This window comes from Dyadobacter crusticola DSM 16708 (assembly GCF_000701505.1).
Classification (GTDB): domain Bacteria; phylum Bacteroidota; class Bacteroidia; order Cytophagales; family Spirosomataceae; genus Dyadobacter; species Dyadobacter crusticola.
Map to the genome: position 1 here is coordinate 458,240 of NZ_JNJB01000007.1, position 18,565 is coordinate 476,804.

General features: G+C 46.2%; 24 protein-coding genes. 11 read left to right on the plus strand and 13 right to left on the minus strand.

Annotated features, from left to right (window positions below):
• Nucleotide 1 precedes the first annotated feature (1 nt).
• The 6 genes from Q369_RS0112460 to Q369_RS0112485 all read right to left on the minus strand — a co-directional run bounded on the left by Q369_RS0112460 (nt 2) and on the right by Q369_RS0112485 (nt 4,242).
• Complete coding sequence (locus Q369_RS0112460; protein ID WP_031528142.1) at nt 2-232, minus strand: hypothetical protein; 231 nt, start codon at nt 230-232, stop codon at nt 2-4.
• Nucleotides 229-1,506: a S8 family peptidase gene (locus Q369_RS0112465; protein WP_051664040.1), complete on the minus strand. Its 1,278-nt coding sequence runs from the start codon at nt 1,504-1,506 to the stop codon at nt 229-231. The genes Q369_RS0112460 and Q369_RS0112465 overlap by 4 nt, the downstream gene beginning before the upstream one ends.
• Nucleotides 1,507-1,540: 34 nt before the next feature.
• Entirely contained in the window at nt 1,541-1,954 is a 414-nt protein-coding gene (locus Q369_RS0112470; protein WP_031528144.1) for a DUF6157 family protein, read from the minus strand.
• 66 nt (nt 1,955-2,020) lie between these two features.
• The gene (locus Q369_RS0112475; protein ID WP_031528145.1) at nt 2,021-2,230 is read right to left on the minus strand and encodes a hypothetical protein; all 210 of its coding nucleotides are present in this window, start codon (nt 2,228-2,230) and stop codon (nt 2,021-2,023) included.
• Between the two features lie 31 nt (nt 2,231-2,261).
• Nucleotides 2,262-3,578, minus strand: a complete 1,317-nt coding sequence (locus Q369_RS0112480) for a serine hydrolase domain-containing protein (protein WP_031528146.1) — start codon at nt 3,576-3,578, stop codon at nt 2,262-2,264.
• A 208-nt stretch (nt 3,579-3,786) separates the two neighbouring features.
• A complete protein-coding gene (locus Q369_RS0112485) occupies nt 3,787-4,242 on the minus strand; it encodes a YMGG-like glycine zipper-containing protein (protein ID WP_031528147.1) in 456 nt (151 codons plus the stop codon).
• A 175-nt stretch (nt 4,243-4,417) separates the two neighbouring features.
• Here Q369_RS0112485 and Q369_RS0112490 point away from each other — a divergent pair, with 175 nt between their 5' ends.
• From Q369_RS0112490 to Q369_RS0112500, 3 genes are all read left to right on the plus strand, one after another.
• Nucleotides 4,418-5,860, plus strand: a complete 1,443-nt coding sequence (locus Q369_RS0112490; RefSeq protein WP_031528148.1) for a BNR-4 repeat-containing protein — start codon at nt 4,418-4,420, stop codon at nt 5,858-5,860.
• 91 nt (nt 5,861-5,951) lie between these two features.
• The gene (locus tag Q369_RS0112495; RefSeq protein ID WP_031528149.1) at nt 5,952-6,680 is read left to right on the plus strand and encodes a hypothetical protein; all 729 of its coding nucleotides are present in this window, start codon (nt 5,952-5,954) and stop codon (nt 6,678-6,680) included.
• Between the two features lie 57 nt (nt 6,681-6,737).
• Entirely contained in the window at nt 6,738-7,373 is a 636-nt protein-coding gene (locus tag Q369_RS0112500; RefSeq protein WP_031528150.1) for an START domain-containing protein, read from the plus strand.
• Nucleotides 7,374-7,392: 19 nt separating this feature from the next.
• On the opposite strand, the gene Q369_RS0112505 is transcribed toward Q369_RS0112500, so the two are convergent.
• Nucleotides 7,393-8,007: a dihydrofolate reductase family protein gene (locus Q369_RS0112505; protein WP_031528151.1), complete on the minus strand. Its 615-nt coding sequence runs from the start codon at nt 8,005-8,007 to the stop codon at nt 7,393-7,395.
• Nucleotides 8,008-8,403: 396 nt separating this feature from the next.
• On the opposite strand from Q369_RS0112505, the gene Q369_RS0112520 reads away from it, so the two are divergent.
• A complete protein-coding gene (locus Q369_RS0112520) occupies nt 8,404-8,736 on the plus strand; it encodes a nucleotidyltransferase family protein (protein ID WP_084165731.1) in 333 nt (110 codons plus the stop codon).
• On the opposite strand, the gene Q369_RS0112525 is transcribed toward Q369_RS0112520, so the two are convergent.
• Nucleotides 8,694-9,665, minus strand: coding sequence for a bifunctional helix-turn-helix transcriptional regulator/GNAT family N-acetyltransferase (locus tag Q369_RS0112525; protein WP_031528153.1), 972 nt, complete (start codon nt 9,663-9,665; stop codon nt 8,694-8,696). The genes Q369_RS0112520 and Q369_RS0112525 overlap by 43 nt on opposite strands.
• A gap of 164 nt (nt 9,666-9,829) precedes the next feature.
• Here Q369_RS0112525 and Q369_RS29010 point away from each other — a divergent pair, with 164 nt between their 5' ends.
• The gene (locus Q369_RS29010; RefSeq protein WP_157488164.1) at nt 9,830-9,979 is read left to right on the plus strand and encodes a helix-turn-helix domain-containing protein; all 150 of its coding nucleotides are present in this window, start codon (nt 9,830-9,832) and stop codon (nt 9,977-9,979) included.
• A gap of 30 nt (nt 9,980-10,009) precedes the next feature.
• Nucleotides 10,010-10,420, plus strand: coding sequence for a DUF4870 domain-containing protein (locus Q369_RS28345; protein ID WP_169739251.1), 411 nt, complete (start codon nt 10,010-10,012; stop codon nt 10,418-10,420).
• Between the two features lie 67 nt (nt 10,421-10,487).
• On the opposite strand, the gene Q369_RS0112540 is transcribed toward Q369_RS28345, so the two are convergent.
• Together Q369_RS0112540 and Q369_RS0112545 are read right to left on the minus strand one after the other, a co-directional pair.
• Nucleotides 10,488-10,844, minus strand: coding sequence for a SnoaL-like domain-containing protein (locus tag Q369_RS0112540; RefSeq protein ID WP_031528156.1), 357 nt, complete (start codon nt 10,842-10,844; stop codon nt 10,488-10,490).
• A gap of 101 nt (nt 10,845-10,945) precedes the next feature.
• The gene (locus Q369_RS0112545; RefSeq protein WP_229206821.1) at nt 10,946-12,088 is read right to left on the minus strand and encodes an alpha/beta hydrolase-fold protein; all 1,143 of its coding nucleotides are present in this window, start codon (nt 12,086-12,088) and stop codon (nt 10,946-10,948) included.
• A gap of 299 nt (nt 12,089-12,387) precedes the next feature.
• Here Q369_RS0112545 and Q369_RS0112550 point away from each other — a divergent pair, with 299 nt between their 5' ends.
• Nucleotides 12,388-13,464 carry a spore photoproduct lyase family protein gene (locus tag Q369_RS0112550; protein WP_031528158.1) on the plus strand — a complete coding sequence of 359 codons (1,077 nt, stop codon included), beginning with the start codon at nt 12,388-12,390 and terminating at the stop codon, nt 13,462-13,464.
• A 616-nt stretch (nt 13,465-14,080) separates the two neighbouring features.
• Nucleotides 14,081-14,644 carry a hypothetical protein gene (locus tag Q369_RS27680; RefSeq protein WP_374754351.1) on the plus strand — a complete coding sequence of 188 codons (564 nt, stop codon included), beginning with the start codon at nt 14,081-14,083 and terminating at the stop codon, nt 14,642-14,644.
• Nucleotides 14,645-14,878: 234 nt separating this feature from the next.
• Here the strand turns inward: Q369_RS27680 and Q369_RS0112565 are convergent, their stop codons facing one another.
• Nucleotides 14,879-15,148: a SymE family type I addiction module toxin gene (locus tag Q369_RS0112565; RefSeq protein WP_031528159.1), complete on the minus strand. Its 270-nt coding sequence runs from the start codon at nt 15,146-15,148 to the stop codon at nt 14,879-14,881.
• 143 nt (nt 15,149-15,291) lie between these two features.
• Here Q369_RS0112565 and Q369_RS0112570 point away from each other — a divergent pair, with 143 nt between their 5' ends.
• Both Q369_RS0112570 and Q369_RS0112575 read left to right on the plus strand, forming a co-directional pair.
• The gene (locus Q369_RS0112570) at nt 15,292-15,501 is read left to right on the plus strand and encodes a helix-turn-helix transcriptional regulator (protein ID WP_031528160.1); all 210 of its coding nucleotides are present in this window, start codon (nt 15,292-15,294) and stop codon (nt 15,499-15,501) included.
• 56 nt (nt 15,502-15,557) lie between these two features.
• On the plus strand, nt 15,558-15,836 hold the full coding sequence (locus Q369_RS0112575; protein WP_031528161.1) for a hypothetical protein: 279 nt from the start codon (nt 15,558-15,560) through the stop codon (nt 15,834-15,836).
• 21 nt (nt 15,837-15,857) lie between these two features.
• Here Q369_RS0112575 and Q369_RS0112580 read toward each other — a convergent pair whose 3' ends face one another.
• Both Q369_RS0112580 and Q369_RS0112585 read right to left on the minus strand, forming a co-directional pair.
• Nucleotides 15,858-17,507, minus strand: coding sequence for a hypothetical protein (locus Q369_RS0112580; RefSeq protein WP_031528162.1), 1,650 nt, complete (start codon nt 17,505-17,507; stop codon nt 15,858-15,860).
• Entirely contained in the window at nt 17,500-18,216 is a 717-nt protein-coding gene (locus Q369_RS0112585; RefSeq protein ID WP_031528163.1) for a DUF8727 domain-containing protein, read from the minus strand. The genes Q369_RS0112580 and Q369_RS0112585 overlap by 8 nt, the downstream gene beginning before the upstream one ends.
• Nucleotides 18,217-18,287: 71 nt before the next feature.
• Here Q369_RS0112585 and Q369_RS0112590 point away from each other — a divergent pair.
• On the plus strand, nt 18,288-18,565 hold a 278-nt coding region (locus tag Q369_RS0112590; protein ID WP_031528164.1), incomplete at its 3' end, for a transposase.

Here is an 18,565-nt window from a genome sequence, read left to right on the forward strand (position 1 = left end):
ATTATTGAACCGGAGAATCAGGCGGCGCGATGCGCGCCGGCCTGTCTTCGGTTAATGAGATCACTTCTTTATGCCCGCGGAGCTTGTCAATAATTTGGTCCTCCGCCTCTCCTGTAATTACCCCGAACTCGAAAAGATTCGTAATTGTAAGTCCCTCTTCACAAAGTTCGTCTGCAACAGTCTTCAAACTGCCCAGGTAAGTCTCCGAAATGGTGATTACTACGCTTTTCATACGATCGGGTCGACAGGTGCAATGGATAATCCTACTCCTACATCAATGTTAGAAATCGGCAGTCTTTTTGCCAGGTTACGAAGCTCTGTCATAATCTGGTAGGGTGTTGCATTCGGAAATTTCTCCCATAACAATGCAGTTAACCCGGCTACGTGCGGCGTCGCCATACTTGTTCCTGAAATGGTACGGTAACGCATCGGCATCGGCCAGCTGGAATAAATCTCGACACCCGGACCAGCAATATCCACTTCTCCCCCATTCGGGTTGATTTTACGGTTTGAGAAATCTGCCACATTCAGGCTTGAATCGAGGGCGGCGACGGCCATGATCGACGGACAGTCCGCCGGGCTCCCTACCGGACTGAACTGGTTCATCGAGCGGCGGCTCTCATTCCCGGCAGCTGCTATCACCACGGTACCTTTTGAAAGTGCATACTGCGCGGCCCGCTCGTAAGCTACGTCATAGCTTTGACCTGGAAACACGCGCGAGCCCAACGACATTGAAATTACATTACATCCATTGTCAGCTGCCCAGGTCATTCCATTCAGGATCCACGCCTGGGCGCCGCTGCCTTCGTTGCTGAGCACTTTTCCGGCATATATAGCTGCGTTTTTTGCAACTCCGTATCGCATTCCGTTCGCATCCACATTGCCGCAGGCGCTGCCAATGCAATGCGTGCCGTGGCCGTGCATATCCTCGGCGGATTCCTCCGGTACAAACGAGTTGACGGTAATATTTCTTCCTGCAAAATCAGGGTGATTGGCGTCGAAGCCGGTGTCCAGTACTGCCACTTTTACGCCATTTCCGGTGTATCCCGAAACCATAGCTTGTGTAACATCGATCCCCCAGGTAGAGGGTACATTCAATACAGCAGGTATTTCATCGGGTACATACACTATCTTTTCGGGCACGATCATGTAGCTGGCGCCCGAAGCTTCCAGGATCCTGATCTGCTCTTCTTCTGCACCCACCAATGCGATTCCTAAGTCTTCATAAATCAATGCATCCGCACCGTCAATGCTGTTCTCGCTGATCGGTGCGCGGACGAACTCTCTTGTATTCGCCACGGAAAGTCCGCATTCGGATTTCAGAAAGCTCGCTGCCCGTGAGGAAGCCGCTACGCCTTCTCTGAAAATCACAAAGTACCGGCCCGTGTACAAGGGTTTGTCGTAGCGGTTTTTGTCGTAAACCTCCCTGACGAATTTTTCAAATGCTTCAACCCGCCCGGTGTTGTCGGGCAAGAACGTTTGTTTCCCTAGAACAGGCTTTTTCATTTGTTTTTATAGTTTGTTTGAAGTGTAATGCTTGTTATTTGCTCGACTTCATCGCCTTGACTTTTTTCAGGGAATTGTCGCGGGCAAAGGCTTCGTACTTAGGTGATTCCCTTCCGTAAATTGCTATTTTCCCTTCGGCATCGTTGTGAATGCCCCAGCCGTATCGCTTGGCAAGTGGCGAGGCACGCATGCAGGCCTGGCCTTTTGAGAAGAACATTTGTCTCGCACCTTCCAGCTCAGCTTCGGTCAGGTCATTTTTTTCGGCATAGATGCGGAACAGTACATCGTCAGAGGTGAATTTGTAGGGATTTTTGCTGACGATTTCGAATGCGATATTCGCCACAGTCCGCTTTTCTCCTTTCATCGGCGGCACTTCGCCTTCGACAGCCGGGCAATCCTCGGCTACTTCTATGAAGGTATTTTCGTAGTTTGTCGTATGTACTTTCATGTCGATAATGTGTTTTTACAAATCTAAAAACGTCCGGTGACAACAGTATGTCAGCAGCAGCCGGAATTATCCTTCCAAAAACCAGGAAATGTGCGTGCAGTCGGCGCATACGTAGCAAGTAGCCGATCTGTTGGCCCAGTCAAGACCCAGGAATGTGAGCCCGGGCGTGTTCAGCTGCGCATTTCTTTTCCAGAAAGTTTTATTAAAACAAACCGGGCAAACGAGCGAAGTTCCTTTGATCAACACTTCCTCTGCTTCTTCTGAAAATAGTCCCATTGTTTTTGAGCTTTTAAATCAATTATAAAAACTATTCTTTACGAAAATCAAAGACGCCGCCTCCCTGGCGCAGCAACATTTTCTTCTCTGCCGGAATAAATTCCATGGATAAGCTGCCGGCTTCAAACTTGAACTTGTCTTTATCAGTAGCTTCGAGCGTGAATGCGGGCTGCCCGCTTCCCTGCGCGCTAAGTACATTACCGGCGCGACTCACCGTGATTTTAATCGGGATCTGGTTGCTCGCATACACACCGACATACTTGTCCAGATCGGCCGGATCAGGTGTGTATGTTTTGAATTCTGGAATGTCGACCGGCTTCCCGTAAACCGCGCTGAGCATCGCAATAGCTACATTATTCGGCACCACCACTGCGCCGTTTGTGATATACGAATATGCGATTTTGTCATCAGGAAAATAACCTAACAGTGATCGAAAACCGTCAATGCCGCCCGTATGGCCGAAACTCTTCTTTTCGTAGAAAGGAATTTGAAATAACCCCATTCCAAAATTATCCCGCAGTGTCTTCATTTTGTCCAGACTTTGCGGCGTAACCAGCTTACCTCCGAACAGTGCATCTGCAAACTTTGTCAAATCCGTGGGCGTAGAAACAAGTGCGCCTGCGCCAGCGGGCACGGACATATCTGTTTCAGGCTGCTTCACCCATTTGCCTGCATATTCGTAAGAGTAACTCTCATTCGCCGGATTGATCTTGCCGCCCAAAGCTGTATTCGTAAGTCCGGCAGGTTTGAAGATTTTCTCTGTCAACAATGCACCGAAAGGCTTTTTGTTTACTTTTTCAAGAATGTAGGTGAGCAGCAAATAGTTGGAATTGCTGTAAACCGCTTTGGAATCAGGTTCAAAATCGCTGCCGCCTTTGGTGACGATCTCCACCATTTCGGCTTCGGTTTTCTTTTGCGTGTTCCATTTGACGTAGTCAGCGTTGTCGGTAAAGTTATGGATCCCGCTTCGGTGGGCGAGCAGCTGCGCGATGGTAATCTTCGAAGCGTTTTTAATGCCGGGAAAATATTTGTCGAGCGTCTCGGTAAGGCTCAGCTTTTTTTCTTCAATGGCTTTGAAAACCAGTACTGCCGTAAATGTTTTCGAGATAGAACCAATGCGGTACCGCGTATTCTGATCGGGCTTTTTCCTGGTTTCCACATTAGAGAAGCCCAATGTGCGGGTGTAAATCACATTTCCATTCTGAGAAATGGCGACGCTTCCCATGAATTTGTCATTCTTTTCGAGCGCGTCGAAATATGCGTCAAGCTTTGCTTTATCAATCTGCTGCGCGAATGCGGAGAGGGATACCAGGAAAAAGAATGCAATGTAAAATGCCTTACGGATCATGTGGAAGTGGTTTTGTTGTCGAATTCTACCACTAATAATAGCGAAAGCGATCCAAACGATCAAGAAGTAACTCCGGGATAATATATAATAAACATAGAAAGGCCCGGAATCTCATACACCTCTTTAACAAACCGAATGCAGACGAGAAACGCTCTGATCTGAATTTGTCGAAGGTGCCGTGATTCCGGGCCTGGATGTCTTTTATGAATTATTGTCTGCTCTGCTTTTTCTTCTTCTCATGGTCCACAATCGCGCCGGTACCGAGCCCAACGCCAGCGCCGATGAGGCTGCCGACTAAGGCTCCCTCCGCCCGGTTTTTGTTGACGATCGCGCCGGTTACTGCGCCGGTACCCGCTCCTACCACGGCACCTTTGGCTTTGTGGTTCCATCCAGCTTTACGCCGTGCGGCTGTTTGCGGAGCCTGGTTAGCAGTGGCTACAACCTGCTTTTCTTCCTTTACTTGTTCTTCCTGGCGCGCCTGCTCTTCTCTTTGCTGCGCCATTACATTGTTCATCGAGTCAACAATCGCCTGCTTTTCCATTGCTGTTTTCATCGAGTCAATGGTTTTTTGCTGTGCTCTTAATGCTGCTTCCTGCTGCTTCGAGCTACTGTTGCACGCAGACAGCATTGTGGCTGCGAATAACACTGAAACTAACGATTTCATGTTTTTATTGGATGGTTCTGGCGGTATACCGATCTAAAACCATGCCACCATTGGAAGTGGATCGTCGCGTGTAGCAAGCCGGTATTTTCAGGAATTATTTTGAGTAAATACCCTTCTGACGTGAGTTTCTTAACTAACCTATTTCCTAAAACGTCCCTTTTTGTACAAAAACGCTATGTTTAAGCATCTTAGCCATCTTTTTGCTTTCCTCTTTGTATCTGCTCAACTTTTTGCCCAAAACACAGACGGCAAATTCGCCGAAGCCGAATTACTCCTTAAAAAGGCCAATGGATTTAAGGGTATCTGGTACATGAACCAGCCTTCAAATGACGAATATGTCTACAAATACAGCGGCGGGCTCGCCGTTTACCCTGCCAATCACCGGCCGTTTGCCGTATATTCAAAAGCAGCAAACAAAACCTTTTTCTGCTTCGGCGGTACCGATTCACTCAATTCCACCCTGCTGCACAATGTTTCATTCTATGATCATCAAAGCGGCAAAGTCGCGAACCCGGTTACATTGCTCGACAAACACACCACCGATGCGCATGATAATCCCGTCATTTCAATAGATGACGCAGGATATATCTGGGTTTTCTCCACTTCCCACGGTATTACCCGACCATCGTACATTCACAAGAGTACGAAGCCTTACGACATTTCTGATTTTAAAACAGTACCTGCTACTGAAATCGTAGATGGTAAAGAGCAGCCTTTTAACAACTTCTCCTACTTTCAGGTATATCCTGTCAAAGGAAAAGGATTTATTGCGCTTTTTACCAAATACAACAAAGCGGCGCAACGCGTGATCGGGTTCAATACTTCCGCTGACGGGCAGCATTGGAATGAATGGAAAATCCTGGCGCACATTGAAGACGGACACTACCAGGTAAGTGCCGAGCGCGACGGGAAAGTGGGTGTCGCATTTGACTACCATCCGAAAGGAAAAGGGCTTAATTACCGCACAAACCTGTACTATCTCGAAAGTTCGGATTTTGGTAAAACCTGGCAGACGAACTCGGGTGAGTCGGTGGAACTGCCTCTTACAAGCTCGAAGAACCCCGCGCTTGTGCACGCTTATGATGCGGAAAAGAAGAACTGTTACCTGCTCGATATTGCATTGGACAATAAAGCAAAACCAGCCATACTCATCATTTCAAGTAAGGGATTTGAAGCTGGTCCGGCCAATAATCCGCGCAAATGGACTTTGTACCGCGGTTCCCGTAAAGGTTGGGAAGGGAATGTAGTAACCACGTCGGACAGCAACTACGATATGGGGTCCATTTCCATTGAGTCGAACAAGAAATTGAAGGTAATCGGGCCGACGATCGACGGACCTCAGGCTTATAATCCGGGGGGCGAGGTAGCAATGTGGCTCAGCAGGAATGGGGGCAAGAGCTGGGAGCTGGAAAAGCAACTGACGAAAAACAGTCCGATGAACCATACCTACGTGCGACAGCCTAAAAACGCGAACCCGGGATTTTACACGATCTGGGCTGACGGTCACGGTCGCAAGCCTTCTGAATCTTACCTCTACTTTTCTACCAAAGAAGGCGCAGTTTTTCGCCTGCCGCGTGACAGTAAGGAAGATATGATTACGCCGGAGCCTGTAAAATGATCAGTAAACCCAGAGAATTATTATCTTTAAAGAACCAAGCGCCCCAGGAAAATCCCTTCTTCTGAAAATCGATTACTTAACCATTTCTGGTATGAAAAGGTATGCGCTTATATTACTTCTGGGGCTGATTTTTTCCTGCAAAAAAGAGAAAGCTGATCCTGCAATTCCTGTCGGGAGTTTGTTTGAAATCAATTCTTCCAGCAACGTACAAACCCGCCTGGAATATGGCGACGGCAGAGTTATCCGCATTCTTAACTACAGTTCCTGTGATACACCTTACGCAATCAGCGAGTTTGGCTATTCCCGCGATCGGATTACCTCTATCCGCACGGGCAGCAGGGGCTTATTGTCTTCATGGAGCGGCGCATTGTGCGATCCGAATGAGAAATTTGAATACCAGAACTACACGGTTGAGTATGACGCAGAGGGACGGCAAAGCAAAGTAACAGGTAAAAACCTGACGGCGACCTATGAATATACCGGTAGCAATGCGCTCGTCAATGTGCTTTATCATAAGGAAAACATCAGACGGGTTGATCTGTTCAGGTTCGACGTTAACGGAAACGTTATTGAGCGACAAAATGCTGCGCCAAATAGCTTGGGACCTTCGCGGTACGAATATGATAACCACCCAAATCCCTTTTACGGATTGAACACGAACATCTTTCCTGATCCTTTCACGTCTCCGAACAATGTAATCCGCGCATTTGATTATGCTGGAAATCTGCAATGGGAGCGCAAGTTTACCTACGATGCGTCAGGCCGGCCGCTGACTTGTGATGAGGGCAGCGGGGTGCAGCTGGAATATCATTATCGTTGATCTAACGCACTAAATGCAGTTTCGTTGTAAGTTTGCAGCTCCTCTACAAGCTCAGCGATGAAAAATCTTGTTTACCCGCTTACTTTATTTGCATTCATTTTTTGGCTGATCCAACCTGCCAGTGCGGAGGAAAGCTGGAAGTTTGTGACTGAAAAAGATGGGATCAAGGTTTATTCGAAAGAGGTAGCAGGCTCGCGGATCAAGGCTTTGCAGGTACATTGCAGGATCAATGCACCGATAGCTGAAATTGTTTCCCTGCTCATGGATGTGGATGCTGCGACAGACTGGGTATCCCATACAAAATCCTGCAAACTGGTGCGCCGCGTTTCCCCATCTGAACTTTACTATTACTCCGAAATAAGCCTCCCGTGGCCACTTGAAAACCGCGATTTTGTTGCACGGATCTCGGTCTCGCAAAATCCTGCGACGGGTATAGTTACTGTGGATGCACCCGCTGTCAGCGGATTTGTACCTATCAAAAAGGGCATTGTCAGAATCTCGAAATCCACCGGCGTTTGGGTTCTGACTCCTGTTAGCACCGGGCAAACTCAGGTTCAATATACTTTGCAGCTGGATCCCGGCGGCGCGATTCCTGCCTGGCTGGTTAATTCCCTTTCAGCACAAGGCCCGATCGACAGCTTTATGAATATGAAAAAGCGGCTTGCAAAGTCAGCACCAGCCAAAACTAGCTAAGATACCTGGCAGCAGTTCCTCATTCGCCTTTTCCCGCATTCCCGAACTGCACTTTCCCATCAGCTTCATAAGTACCGAGGATTACACCGGTTGTTGATACCGTATGTTTGGTTAATTTGAAGTTGCCGGGCATTATCCCGTCCTGGAAAAGCTTTTTTCCTTTACCCAGAATGACCGGGTGAATAAAGATATTCATCTGATCGATCAATCCGTTTTGAAGCAACGATTGTATAAAATCCGCGCTGCCCCACATTTGCAGGTCGGGACCGCCCTCTTCCGCTTTAAGGGCTTTAACCTGCTCGACTGCGTCACCGTATAGAAAGACCGTACCTTCCCAGCTACCCTCCTTTCTGGTGCGGCTAGCGACATATTTCTTCACCTGACTGAATTTCTCGGCAATAGGTCCCGTCTGTGCCGGCCAGTACGGTTCCCAGATCTCGTAAGTAAAACGCCCGAGCAGCAGATCGTAAGGCTGTATCATAATGTCCATCAGGATCTTGTCCGAAATTTCATCCGACTTCTTAGCAACCCAGCCGCCCAGGTCAAAACCGTTGGTGGTATCTTCGTTTGGCCCGCCCGGCCCCTGAATTACCCCGTCGAGGGTCATAAACTCATTGATGATGATCTTTCTCATGTTTTCTGGCTGTTCTAGGTTTTCTTCAAACTTGGTAATGCAAAGCTAAATGCACTCTCACCAAAAAGCAGGTGGAGAAAACGACAGCTTTGGGGCGGATTGCGACAAGTTTGGCGTATTCAAGTAAGGTAGAACCTTTCAGTCACGGTAATCTGCGTTGCGTGTTTGTCAATGGTCTTATATTCAGATCACGCGACTCTTTACCAATTTATTCGCAGCAGGTAAGGAATGTCACAGGATTAAAGAAAATTTATATTTTAGAGGTCAATTCTAAATACTACCAAGATGCAAATTGACACCACATATTATGAAAGATGCATTGAGACACTTGAAAAAGCTTACTCGCTGCTTTTGCAAGCAGATCCAGACGAGATAGAAAGAGGCGGAGAATAGCAGATGATAATCAGACAAAAAGATCTTCAATTATTGCGGCAAATTTTTGCCTCTATGGACACCCCGATGGACGTTTGGGCTTACGGAAGTCGCGTAAATGGGACCGCGCACGAAGGCAGCGACCTCGACCTGGTCGTCCGTAGTGAAGATTTGGCAAGATTAGATTCCGATGTTCTCTTTGACCTAAAAGATAAAATTCGCGAAAGCAATATTCCTATTTTGGTAGAGGTTTTGGATTGGGCCAGGATACCTGCAAGTTTTCAGAATAACATCGAACAAAATTATGAAGTAGTTTACGAGGGCATCCCTCTCGCATCCAACCTCAACTCCATTTGAATATTCGCCCGCTCGTATGGCGTAGGCCGGCCGGTCACTTTCTTGAAACCCAACTTATGATACAAGCTGATCGCCGGTTTTAGGATCGTATTACTTTCCAGATATACCCCCTTGGCCCCCATTGACTTCGCTTGTTCAATCGCCGCGTTACCCAGCTTCCAGCCAATGTTCAGTCCCTGCGCCTTCGGTGACACAGCCATTTTGGCCAGCTCGAAATCATATTCAGGATCATCCATTTGAATCAACGCGCAGACACCAACCGGCTCACCTTTGTACAATGCGACGAAAATGTAGCCGCCACGATCCAAGATATACGTCTGCGGGTGGTCGAGTGATTTGTAATCTGCTTCTTCCATTTTGAAGTAAGTCGAAATCCATTCCACATTCAGTTCGCGAAAAGCGGATTGGTACTGCGGTTCGTAGGGCACAATTTCCACGGCGCTGCTTTCGCGGCGTTTTCGCTGCTCCCGAACACGCTGAAAAAGTGATTTTTGTTCGAGCAAAAACTCCCATTCTTCGATGGCCTTCCACAAATCATAATTCGACTGCGCCGACAGTTCCTCCACTGCATTGTTTACGTCTTCATATTGATACTGGATCTTCTCAATAATCTCCTTCCCTGCCGCGGAAAGCTGCACCACATTCCGCCTGCCGTCTGTTGCGTCCTTTTTCTCGATCACCAAACCCTTTGCCGCCATTTCCCGCACGATCTTGCTCACCGAAGGCTGCGAATGCCCGATCTCCGTGGCAATTTCCGTTATCGTCACATCGTCCCGCTCCGACAGCACGTAGAACACCGGGAACCATTTAGGCTGCATATCGATGTTGTATAAGTTATAAATGGAAGAAGCTTCGTCAGTAAACTTTGCAGTCAACATTCTCAGCCGGCTACCCAGCGCAATCTTACCCGTTCTTTTAAATAGATTCATGTTTGCAAATAACCAATTACATAACTAATTATGCAAATGTAAAACTTTGGGCATTTATCAGTATAAACTGCTGTCATATTTTTTATGATTCGTACAAATGCCGCAGAAAAGCCGCAATCAAATCGTATCTTCTGACCTTACATTTGGTGCAAACAACTTCACAGATGAGCACATTAACTATCGCCGATCAGATCAGGGCTTTGCGCAAGAGCAAAGGTCTTTCACAGGAAACACTTGCCGACATTGCCGGTATTAACCTCCGCACATTGCAGCGCATTGAAAGCGGAAATGTTGAACCCCGCGGCGAAACGTAGCGGATGCTGGCACAGGCGTTAAATGTTACAATGGAAGAGCTGATACCCGTTCAAGTTCCAGCCACCGTCCCCATTGAAGAAGATCCGGGATTTTTAAAATTGATGAACCTGTCTGCACTGGCTTTGTGGTTTATCCCATTCGGCAACTTCCTCATTCCGCTTGGACTCTGGATTTACAGGAGAAACAAAATACATGGTGCAAATGAGTTGGGCAAGCGCATTGTCAATTTTCAGCTTACCTGGACAATAGTTACTTACGGACTGGCTTACCTGAGCATTTTCCCCGCACTCTCCGGAAATTTCTTCATCCGTCCATTTACAATGCTGGCGGTAATCCTCGCACTATTCGTGTGCAACACGATTTTCATCATCGTGACGCATAGTAAGATTGTGAGGGGCGACGAGAATGTATATCCATTTAGCCTGAAACTAATCAGCTAAAAAACGAAGTGATGCAGGTACGAGCAACCTGCATCACTTCTAACTTATTTAAACTTTGATCTAAAGCTTAATAAAAAAACTGCTCGGAAATAATCTTTCCATCCTGCACTTCGTACAGCATGATCTGGTTCATCTGAATCCTGCCAAAGTCCTGTAATGTAATATCAGTCTCCCGCGCAACCGCGAAATGGTTTCCTGTTACAATGGGTGCCGAAGTGTAGGCACGGTGCCCCGCTGTAATGGTACTGATAAACTTCTCCCCTATTTGGCGCACAGCTTCCCGACCCTCTGCGTAGCCTAAGTACGGCGAATGCGGCGGATCAATGCTTTTCACATTGTCCGAAAAGAATTCATCCTGAATCTGAAACCATTTTTCCTGTTGTGCCAGTTCGTGGTAGCGAGCTGCAACTTCCTGTGTTGTCATAAGTTCAATTTCGTAGGTTTTGTAAGGGACAAATATAGGTACTGGAATTTTCAGTTAGGGGCGGAAAATGGACGTTGTGAAGGCTCAATAAGACAGTTACATTAATTCCGCAAAGTCTCTAATTTCTTCCGCGTCTCGGGATGCTCTTCCACCGACAAAGACTTCTCATACTGCGTGATTGCGGCAGCTTTATCATTTCTTGAAGCAAAAAAATCTCCATATGAATCAAACGCATTCCAGCTCCGGGGATAGTTGACGGTATTCAACTTGAAAAACGCTTCGGCCATTACTTCATGCTTTTCCTGCATTGCTTGATAGCCGAGTGAGTTGACCATTTGCTCGGGCGGGAGTACCGGATAACCCATTTGCGTAGAAACATGGTTATAGTGCCTCATAATTTTTTCAGGAAATGCAAGGCCGTCTTTTTCAAAATCAGAATCGGTAAATTTTAGATTGTAAAAGTCGAAAATGAATCGAAAACCGTCGTACTCAGTGATCAGCGGCGCGGAACTGTGTGTGTCCTCAGCATAAAACTTGCTTTTATACCGAAGCCCAATTCCCGGGTTCGCTTTAATGTATTTGTCGAGGTCGACAATAGACCGAATATGCCGCGAAAATGGGCTCGGATCTTTTGCCGCATTCGCCAACGTAATGCCCTCGCTCAACGTATTGGCAATGCCTAGGTAAAGCGCAACCCCATTGTATTTGGTCGCACTAAGTGCCTTTTTCGTTGTTTCCAAAAACCTTGCATGATCAAACCACAAGCTCGGGTCAATGCATATGTAAGAATTAAAAAGTTGTGGCCGCGTGATCAGCGCATTCATCACCACCAGTCCGCCCAGCGAATGCCCGATCAGCATTTTATAAGGTGCCGTCGGGTACAGTGAGTCAATCTGCGGCATCAGTTCTTTTTCAATAAAAGCCAGAAACGCAGTACCGCCACCCGTCTGCCGCACAGCCGCACTGTCCATAAAAGGCGGGTCCACCGAAGCTTGGTTCGGCGTCATGTCCAGCCTTCGGTTCTTACTCCGTATCCCCACCACGATCATCTCCGGCACCACCATATTCCCATTCACCGAACTCAGCTGCTGCACCATCCCCACCACCGACTTAAAGTGCGACTCGCCATCCAGCAGATAAATCACCGGGTACCTTTTTTTGGAATACAGTCCATCCCCGGCGTCCGGTACGTGTACCATTACTTCTCGGGTTTGGTTAAGAATTTTGGATTGGATGGTATCCATGTGGCCGATTTGGATCGGGGTTTGAGCTAGTGTTAGAAATGGAAGAAGTAGAAGAAATGCAAATAGAAAGTGTCTCATAACCCGGTTAATGTATCGGTTTCTTACATAAGCGAGATTTTCGTTGAAATACTCAATGATTTTGTTTAAACCCTCCTTTGTCACCCTGAGCGGAGTCGAAGGGCAGGCAGCAAACTACAAACATGTAAGAAGCATTGTGCACGTTGCTTCGACTGCGCTCAGCATGACAAAGGTGGGAACTGGCAAACTTTTATTAACAAGTGCGCCAAACCGACATCACCATGCTTCATCAAAAAACCATCGACGACCTCCTTACCATCCATCAAATCTACATGGAACCCGACGTACCAACGTACGAGCGCGGCCGCGAGATCCTTGCCAAATATCCTGATGCCGAGCGCATTGAAGTGGATTCGCACTGGAAGATACCTGAGCTTTTCGGCTTCGAAGGCTCCGTAGAGGATTGGCTTTGGAATAAAAAGAATGTGCTGATTCTTGGTGCGAAAAAGGGGTTGACCTGTCGGCCCAATACCCGCAGCTCGCATTGGGTGGCGCCTTCGCAGTCCAATGGGTGCACCATGTCGTGCTCATATTGCTACGTGCCGCGGCGGAAAGGTTATGCCAATCCCATTTCCATTTTTGTGAACATCGAGCAGATTATGGGTTACCTCACGCGCCACGCTGCCAAGCAGGGAATCAAAGCCGAGCCCGACGCCATTGATCCTGAATATTGGGTATACGAAATCGGCGAAAACGGCGATTGCTCCGCAGATGCGGCGATTTGCGACAATGTAAGAGACATGATCAACCTGTACAAAACGCTGCCCAACGCCAAGCTGACTTTCGCCACCAAGTTTGTGAACCGCGAAATGCTCAGCTACGATCCGCAGCGCAAAACGCGCATCCGGTTCAGCCTCATGCCGCATCAAATGTCCAAGCTCGTCGACGTCCGCACCACGCCCATCAGTGAGCGCATTGCCGTTATGAACGAATTCCGCGAGGCTGGTTATGAGGTGAATGTAAGTTTCGCACCCGTGATTTATTACGAAGGCTGGCTCGACGACTGGTATGCGCTTTTCGAAGAAATGAACCAAGTCCTCGACGAGCAAACCAAAGCGCAGCTCGCCACCGAAATCATCTTCCTCACCCACAACGACCGCCTCCACGAAGTCAACCTCGGCTGGCACCCCAAAGCCGAAGAAGTCCTCTGGCGGCCGGATATTCAGCAGGTTAAGTATAGCCAGTCCGGGCAGCGGAATGTGCGGTATAAGAATAATATTAAGCGGGAGATTGTTGGTGAGTTGGTGGAGGCGGTCAAGACGCAATTGCCTTACTGTCAGATTCGCTATGCCTTCTAACGTGGTCGCCTGCCCTTCGACTCCGCTCAGGGTGACAAAGCTTTGAGCAACAAAGCAAATTTTACTTTTTGTCATGCTGAGCGCAGTCGAAGCAACATGCACAATGCTTCTTACATGTTAGTACCGTTGTGCCTGCCCTTCGACTGCGCTCAGGGTGACAAATGAGGGTATTTCCAAAGTTGTAGAGAGTAGTTCCAAAGCAACGAAAGCCAAAAACACTTTCTTACCGATTACATTTGGAAGCGAAGCGACCTTTGTCATGCTGAGCGCACCGGGCCGCCGAGCGGTCGAAGCACGCTGCTAACTTGGCAACCCGCCTTGTCATGCTGAGCGCAGTCGAAGCACCGAGCTAGCTCACCAACCATGAACAACACCACCCTCCCCCCAAAACCCCACTACCAAACCCTCGACGGCCTCCGCGGCATCGCCGCAATATAGTAGTCTGCTTCCACCTCACCGAACCCCTAGCCGCCAGCCGGCTCGAAAACGTCGTCAACCACGGCTATCTCGCGGTCGACTTCTTTTTCCTGCTCTCCGGCTATGTCATCGGCTATGCGTACGACGACGGTGGGACAAACTCACCGTCGGCGCTTTCCTTCGCAGGCGGTTCGAGCGGCTGCAACCGCTTGTGGTGCTCGGCATGACGCTCGGCGCCATCGGCTTTTATTACACCGACTCCCCCATCTTGCCTCTCATTCACACCGTGCCCCTCTGGAAGCTGCTCGTCGTGATGCTCATCGGGTGGACGCTCCTGCCCGTCCCGCTTTCGATGGATATCCGCGGCTGGTTCGAAATGCACCCGCTCAACAGCGTCGGTTGGTCGCTCTTTTTCGAATACATCGTCAACATCCTCTACGCCCTCGGCCTGAGGAAGTTATCCAACCGAGCATTGGCCGTTTTCGTCGCCCTGGCTGGCGCGGTGCTTTTGCATTTCGCCGTCACGAGCCCGAACGGAGACGTCACCGGCGGCTGGACATTGAATGCCGAACACATGCGCGTCGGCATCACGCGGACGATATTTCCGTTTTTCGCCGGCCTGCTCCTCTCCCGCGTCGCCCGGCCCGTCCGTATCCCGAATGCCTTTCTCTGGTGCAGCCTCCTCGTCGCGGCCGTTTTGCTCATGCCCCGCATCGGCGGCGCAGATCGGCTACCACCGGCGTGTGGCTATGAAAGAGGCTGAAATAGAAAAACAAGATCGATATTCACAAATAAACATTGCGCAAGCAATGCGAAGAAAACAAGGTGCTCAGGCCCGGCAAAAAAGCGGGGTGTGCGTAGGCCCTGAGCGCAGAAGCATTTTTTTGCCTTGATTTTTGGCGGCCGCCGCGCGGATACTTTTTATCAAGAAAAAGTATCAACCACCGGAGGCAGGCGCCTCCATGATCAATAAAAGCTCGACCCAGCCAAAAAACTATTAAGAAAGACTTTTTGAAGAAGAAGACCGCCTTTTCCGGACAGGCGCAGGTTCCGGCTCCGGCACCGGATTGAGCGTAATCTCCAATTTATTCCCAAAACACCGCACCGTCACCTCATCCCCACATTCAAAACCGGCATCCAGCAGCCACTTCCCACAAAGCCTGATTTCCGGCATCACCACATACTGATGCCAAGCCCGCGGCACATATTTGCTATAAACTGTCAACTGCCTTTCCGAAGGCGAAGAAGAATTTTTCTCGTGTGTCATAGTTTTTCTTTTAAGTTTTTACATTAACTGTTTAGCAAATTTAGCAAATTGTTTGATGTAATACGCTATACTCTGTAAATTTGCATTTTGGAGGTATTGGTTAAAGTTTTAAATAGCATTAGATAGCATGAAATATGCTTCTCATGCCCAAAACACGCATTAATCGGTTGAAGATAGTTCTGGCCGAACAAGGAAAAACGAATAGAGATTTAGCCCGAGATCTGGGCAAAGCTGAATCGACTGTGTCGAGATGGTGTACTAATGATGCTCAGCCTTCTTTGGAAATGCTTTATGATATTTCTGTTGTATTGAAAGTTGATATTCGTGAATTACTTGTGAGTACAGCTAGTTGATCGAGTGTCCACCAGCTATTCGAAAAATCATTTATCGCACTATATCCCGGATACTTATGCAAAATGACGTAAGCGAGGCAATGTTGAAAGATTTGAATGTCCTACTTAAAGATTTACCAAAGGATTGTATTTCAAAAATTGCTGTTAGCTATCAAAAATGCCAAATGCATATTTGGACAGAAATACCAGATGATAGAGAAGACATAGAGGGCGAATTAATTATGCTGGAAGCAAAGATCAACGCTAAATACCATAGTACGGGCTTTTACATGGTTCTAACTATTGTTGAAATTTGCGACCAGCTTCCCGTTCCTGACATTATGAAAATCCTTTGAACATACTTTCATAACACCATACTAACGCCGTAACGTTGCTGGGAAAACGTGGTCAACAATGTCTGAAATTAAACTTCGCAAACCCTCATTAAATTTAGGTTTAGATGAAATCAAGCGGATTTGAGGCGAGTAATTTTGCCCATAAACTATAAGCTCATCCTGCTCTCCGGGAAATATGAGAACTAAACCATCAACCTTTCTATAACGATCATTGGTAAACCCCGTATTCAGAATATATTTAAATATTGAATCGGGTAGATACTTATACTTTACTGTTTGATAACGGGAGTATTTAGAATCCATTACATAACTTAGGGACATACTCGACGAGCTGATTTGAATTATATAATCCGGCTTATAGTATGAGCCAAATCTCTTATCTATGCGTATTTGATCACTTATTGCATTAGGATACTGCATTTCATAATATATATTTACCGAAAACTCTCGATAGGAAAACGAAACTAAATTAGTTATTCCATCCTCCCTAGACGAAGTAAATTCAACGCCAAACATTGACATATTAAGCTTACTAGTAAAACCATGTACGATTTGATGAAGATTATAAACCTCGTACAATTGACTCAGCTTTCTTACATTAAGGAGATTAAATGCTCCATCTAAACGTAGCTTATAGTCATACAAATTTGCTATAACTCTATAAGCTTGACGATAGTGAGCTAAGTGGAAAAAAACGTTTGTTATCTTCGGTCTGCCAATTTTAGCAATTGTATCAGGAAAAATAAACTTATACTTCGTGTATAAACTTTTCAATCTCATTTCCAGCTCCAACGAATCTCTTAGCAGCTTCAAGTACGGAACTTTCCTTAGATCTCGAAAGTCAGCATATTCCTTGGAACCGAATTCCTTTTGTACTGAGACAGTGTTTTGAATACTACTTTTCAGCGTATTCAGGGTTAATATCATATATTTGAACGCACCAAGAATAGTCGCATTTTCGTAAGTATTTTTACTAAAAAATGTTATATCCGAAGCTATATGTCCTATATAGCCATAATCGGATCCAATGGGGATGGAATCTGGGTGGTTTTTATGAGCACCGTCAAATTGCACTTCATCCAAATTTTGCAGCAGCCAGGCTAATGATCTTTCTGATACAGCACTTGGCGTATAATTGACTATCTTCGTCTCCTTGGCCAACTTGAAACGGGCTGATTTATCAAAGGCAGTAAATAATGAGTCAAAGAGCTCTAAAAATGTACGACAAAAAAGGACAAATTTGGAGGTAAGATTGTATGAATCTCCTTCTTTTCCTACACTAGACTTTATACTACTTTTGGAAAAAAAATTATCAAAAATCTTATTATCGTTAGTCCAAAGAAATAATAGGATTTCCTCAATTTCAGCAATCTTAAACTTTTCTATCTGAATGTTAATCTTATAGACGTTACCACGGATTGAAAACGAGGCAGAACCAAAATAATCTTGAAAAAGCTTTGATGGCTTAACTGAATGAAGGCTATCAAATTTTGAAACATAAAGGTTCCTATCCAAAGGAAGATCTTCAATAAATACATCTTCTTCTAATTTACCAAATGTCTTACCCAAAAACTGAAACTCGTAGTCACCAAGTTCCTTTACATTATACGTCTCATCCGTTGGTAAGACTTCAACGATCCCATTGGCCACAACTTCAAAAAGCCTAAACATGTGACAATGTAAGAAAGTAGTTAAAATCATCCTGGAACATCTCACCTTCTTCGCCAATGAGAATAATATCGTTCAAAATCTTAGAAGATATATCGTATTTATTGTCGTCGAGCAAAGCTTTAAGTTCTTTCAACTTTACTTTTGCCCGACTACCTTGTACCTTAATAAGTGGTAATAATCGCTGCGATATACAATAATCCAGCGGTTTATTTTGTTCATACATTAAATTTTTAGCCACTTTACAATATTGCCTGATTGCGATCTGAACTCGGTGGCTGACGAAAATGCGCAACTCTTCAAATTTTTTAATAACCTGGCCAAACCGTTCTTCAAAATCTTCGTCAATTGAAATATCTAATTCCGTTGCGAAATCTAACAATCCAAAAATCTCTCGGCATCGACCGAATGACAATTCCAAATGCTGAATTTCCGAACCGGTCAACTTTGCAATATCAAATGATCGTTGGTTTTCCATCCGAATAATATTCACTCTATCTATGACTCGCGGGGAGAGCTCCTCAGTAGTCTGGTCGTAATTGATAGTCCCTATAAATCGTAAGTTATTGGCATATTCAATTATTTCTGAATTCCCGAGAAAGATTTTCATGCCAGAATCAGAATTTGCAACATTATCAGTCAAATTATAAAATGAAGACCAATAATGTTCAAGTGGACTCAAATTTGCCTCATCTAACAAGATATAAGACATTGGAGAATGATTATATATAATACTCCCAAAAATCTGGACAGCTACTTAAATTTCTATTTTAGTAGTTGACTATGAAAAAGGAACGCAGAAAATTCAGCGCAAGCTTCAAAGCCAAAGTGGCCATTGAAGCTATCAAAGAGGTTCAGACCGTCCAGGAACTAGCCTCCAAGTATGAGATTCATCCAACGCAGATAGCGGCCTGGAAGCGGGAGTTTCTGGAAAAGGCGGAGCTCGTGTTCAGCAAAGAGGTACCGACGGCTGGGAATGACACTGAAAATACAAAGGAGAAAGAATTGTATTCCAAGATCGGAGAACTTCAGGTTCAGGTAGATTTTTTAAAAAAGGTCTT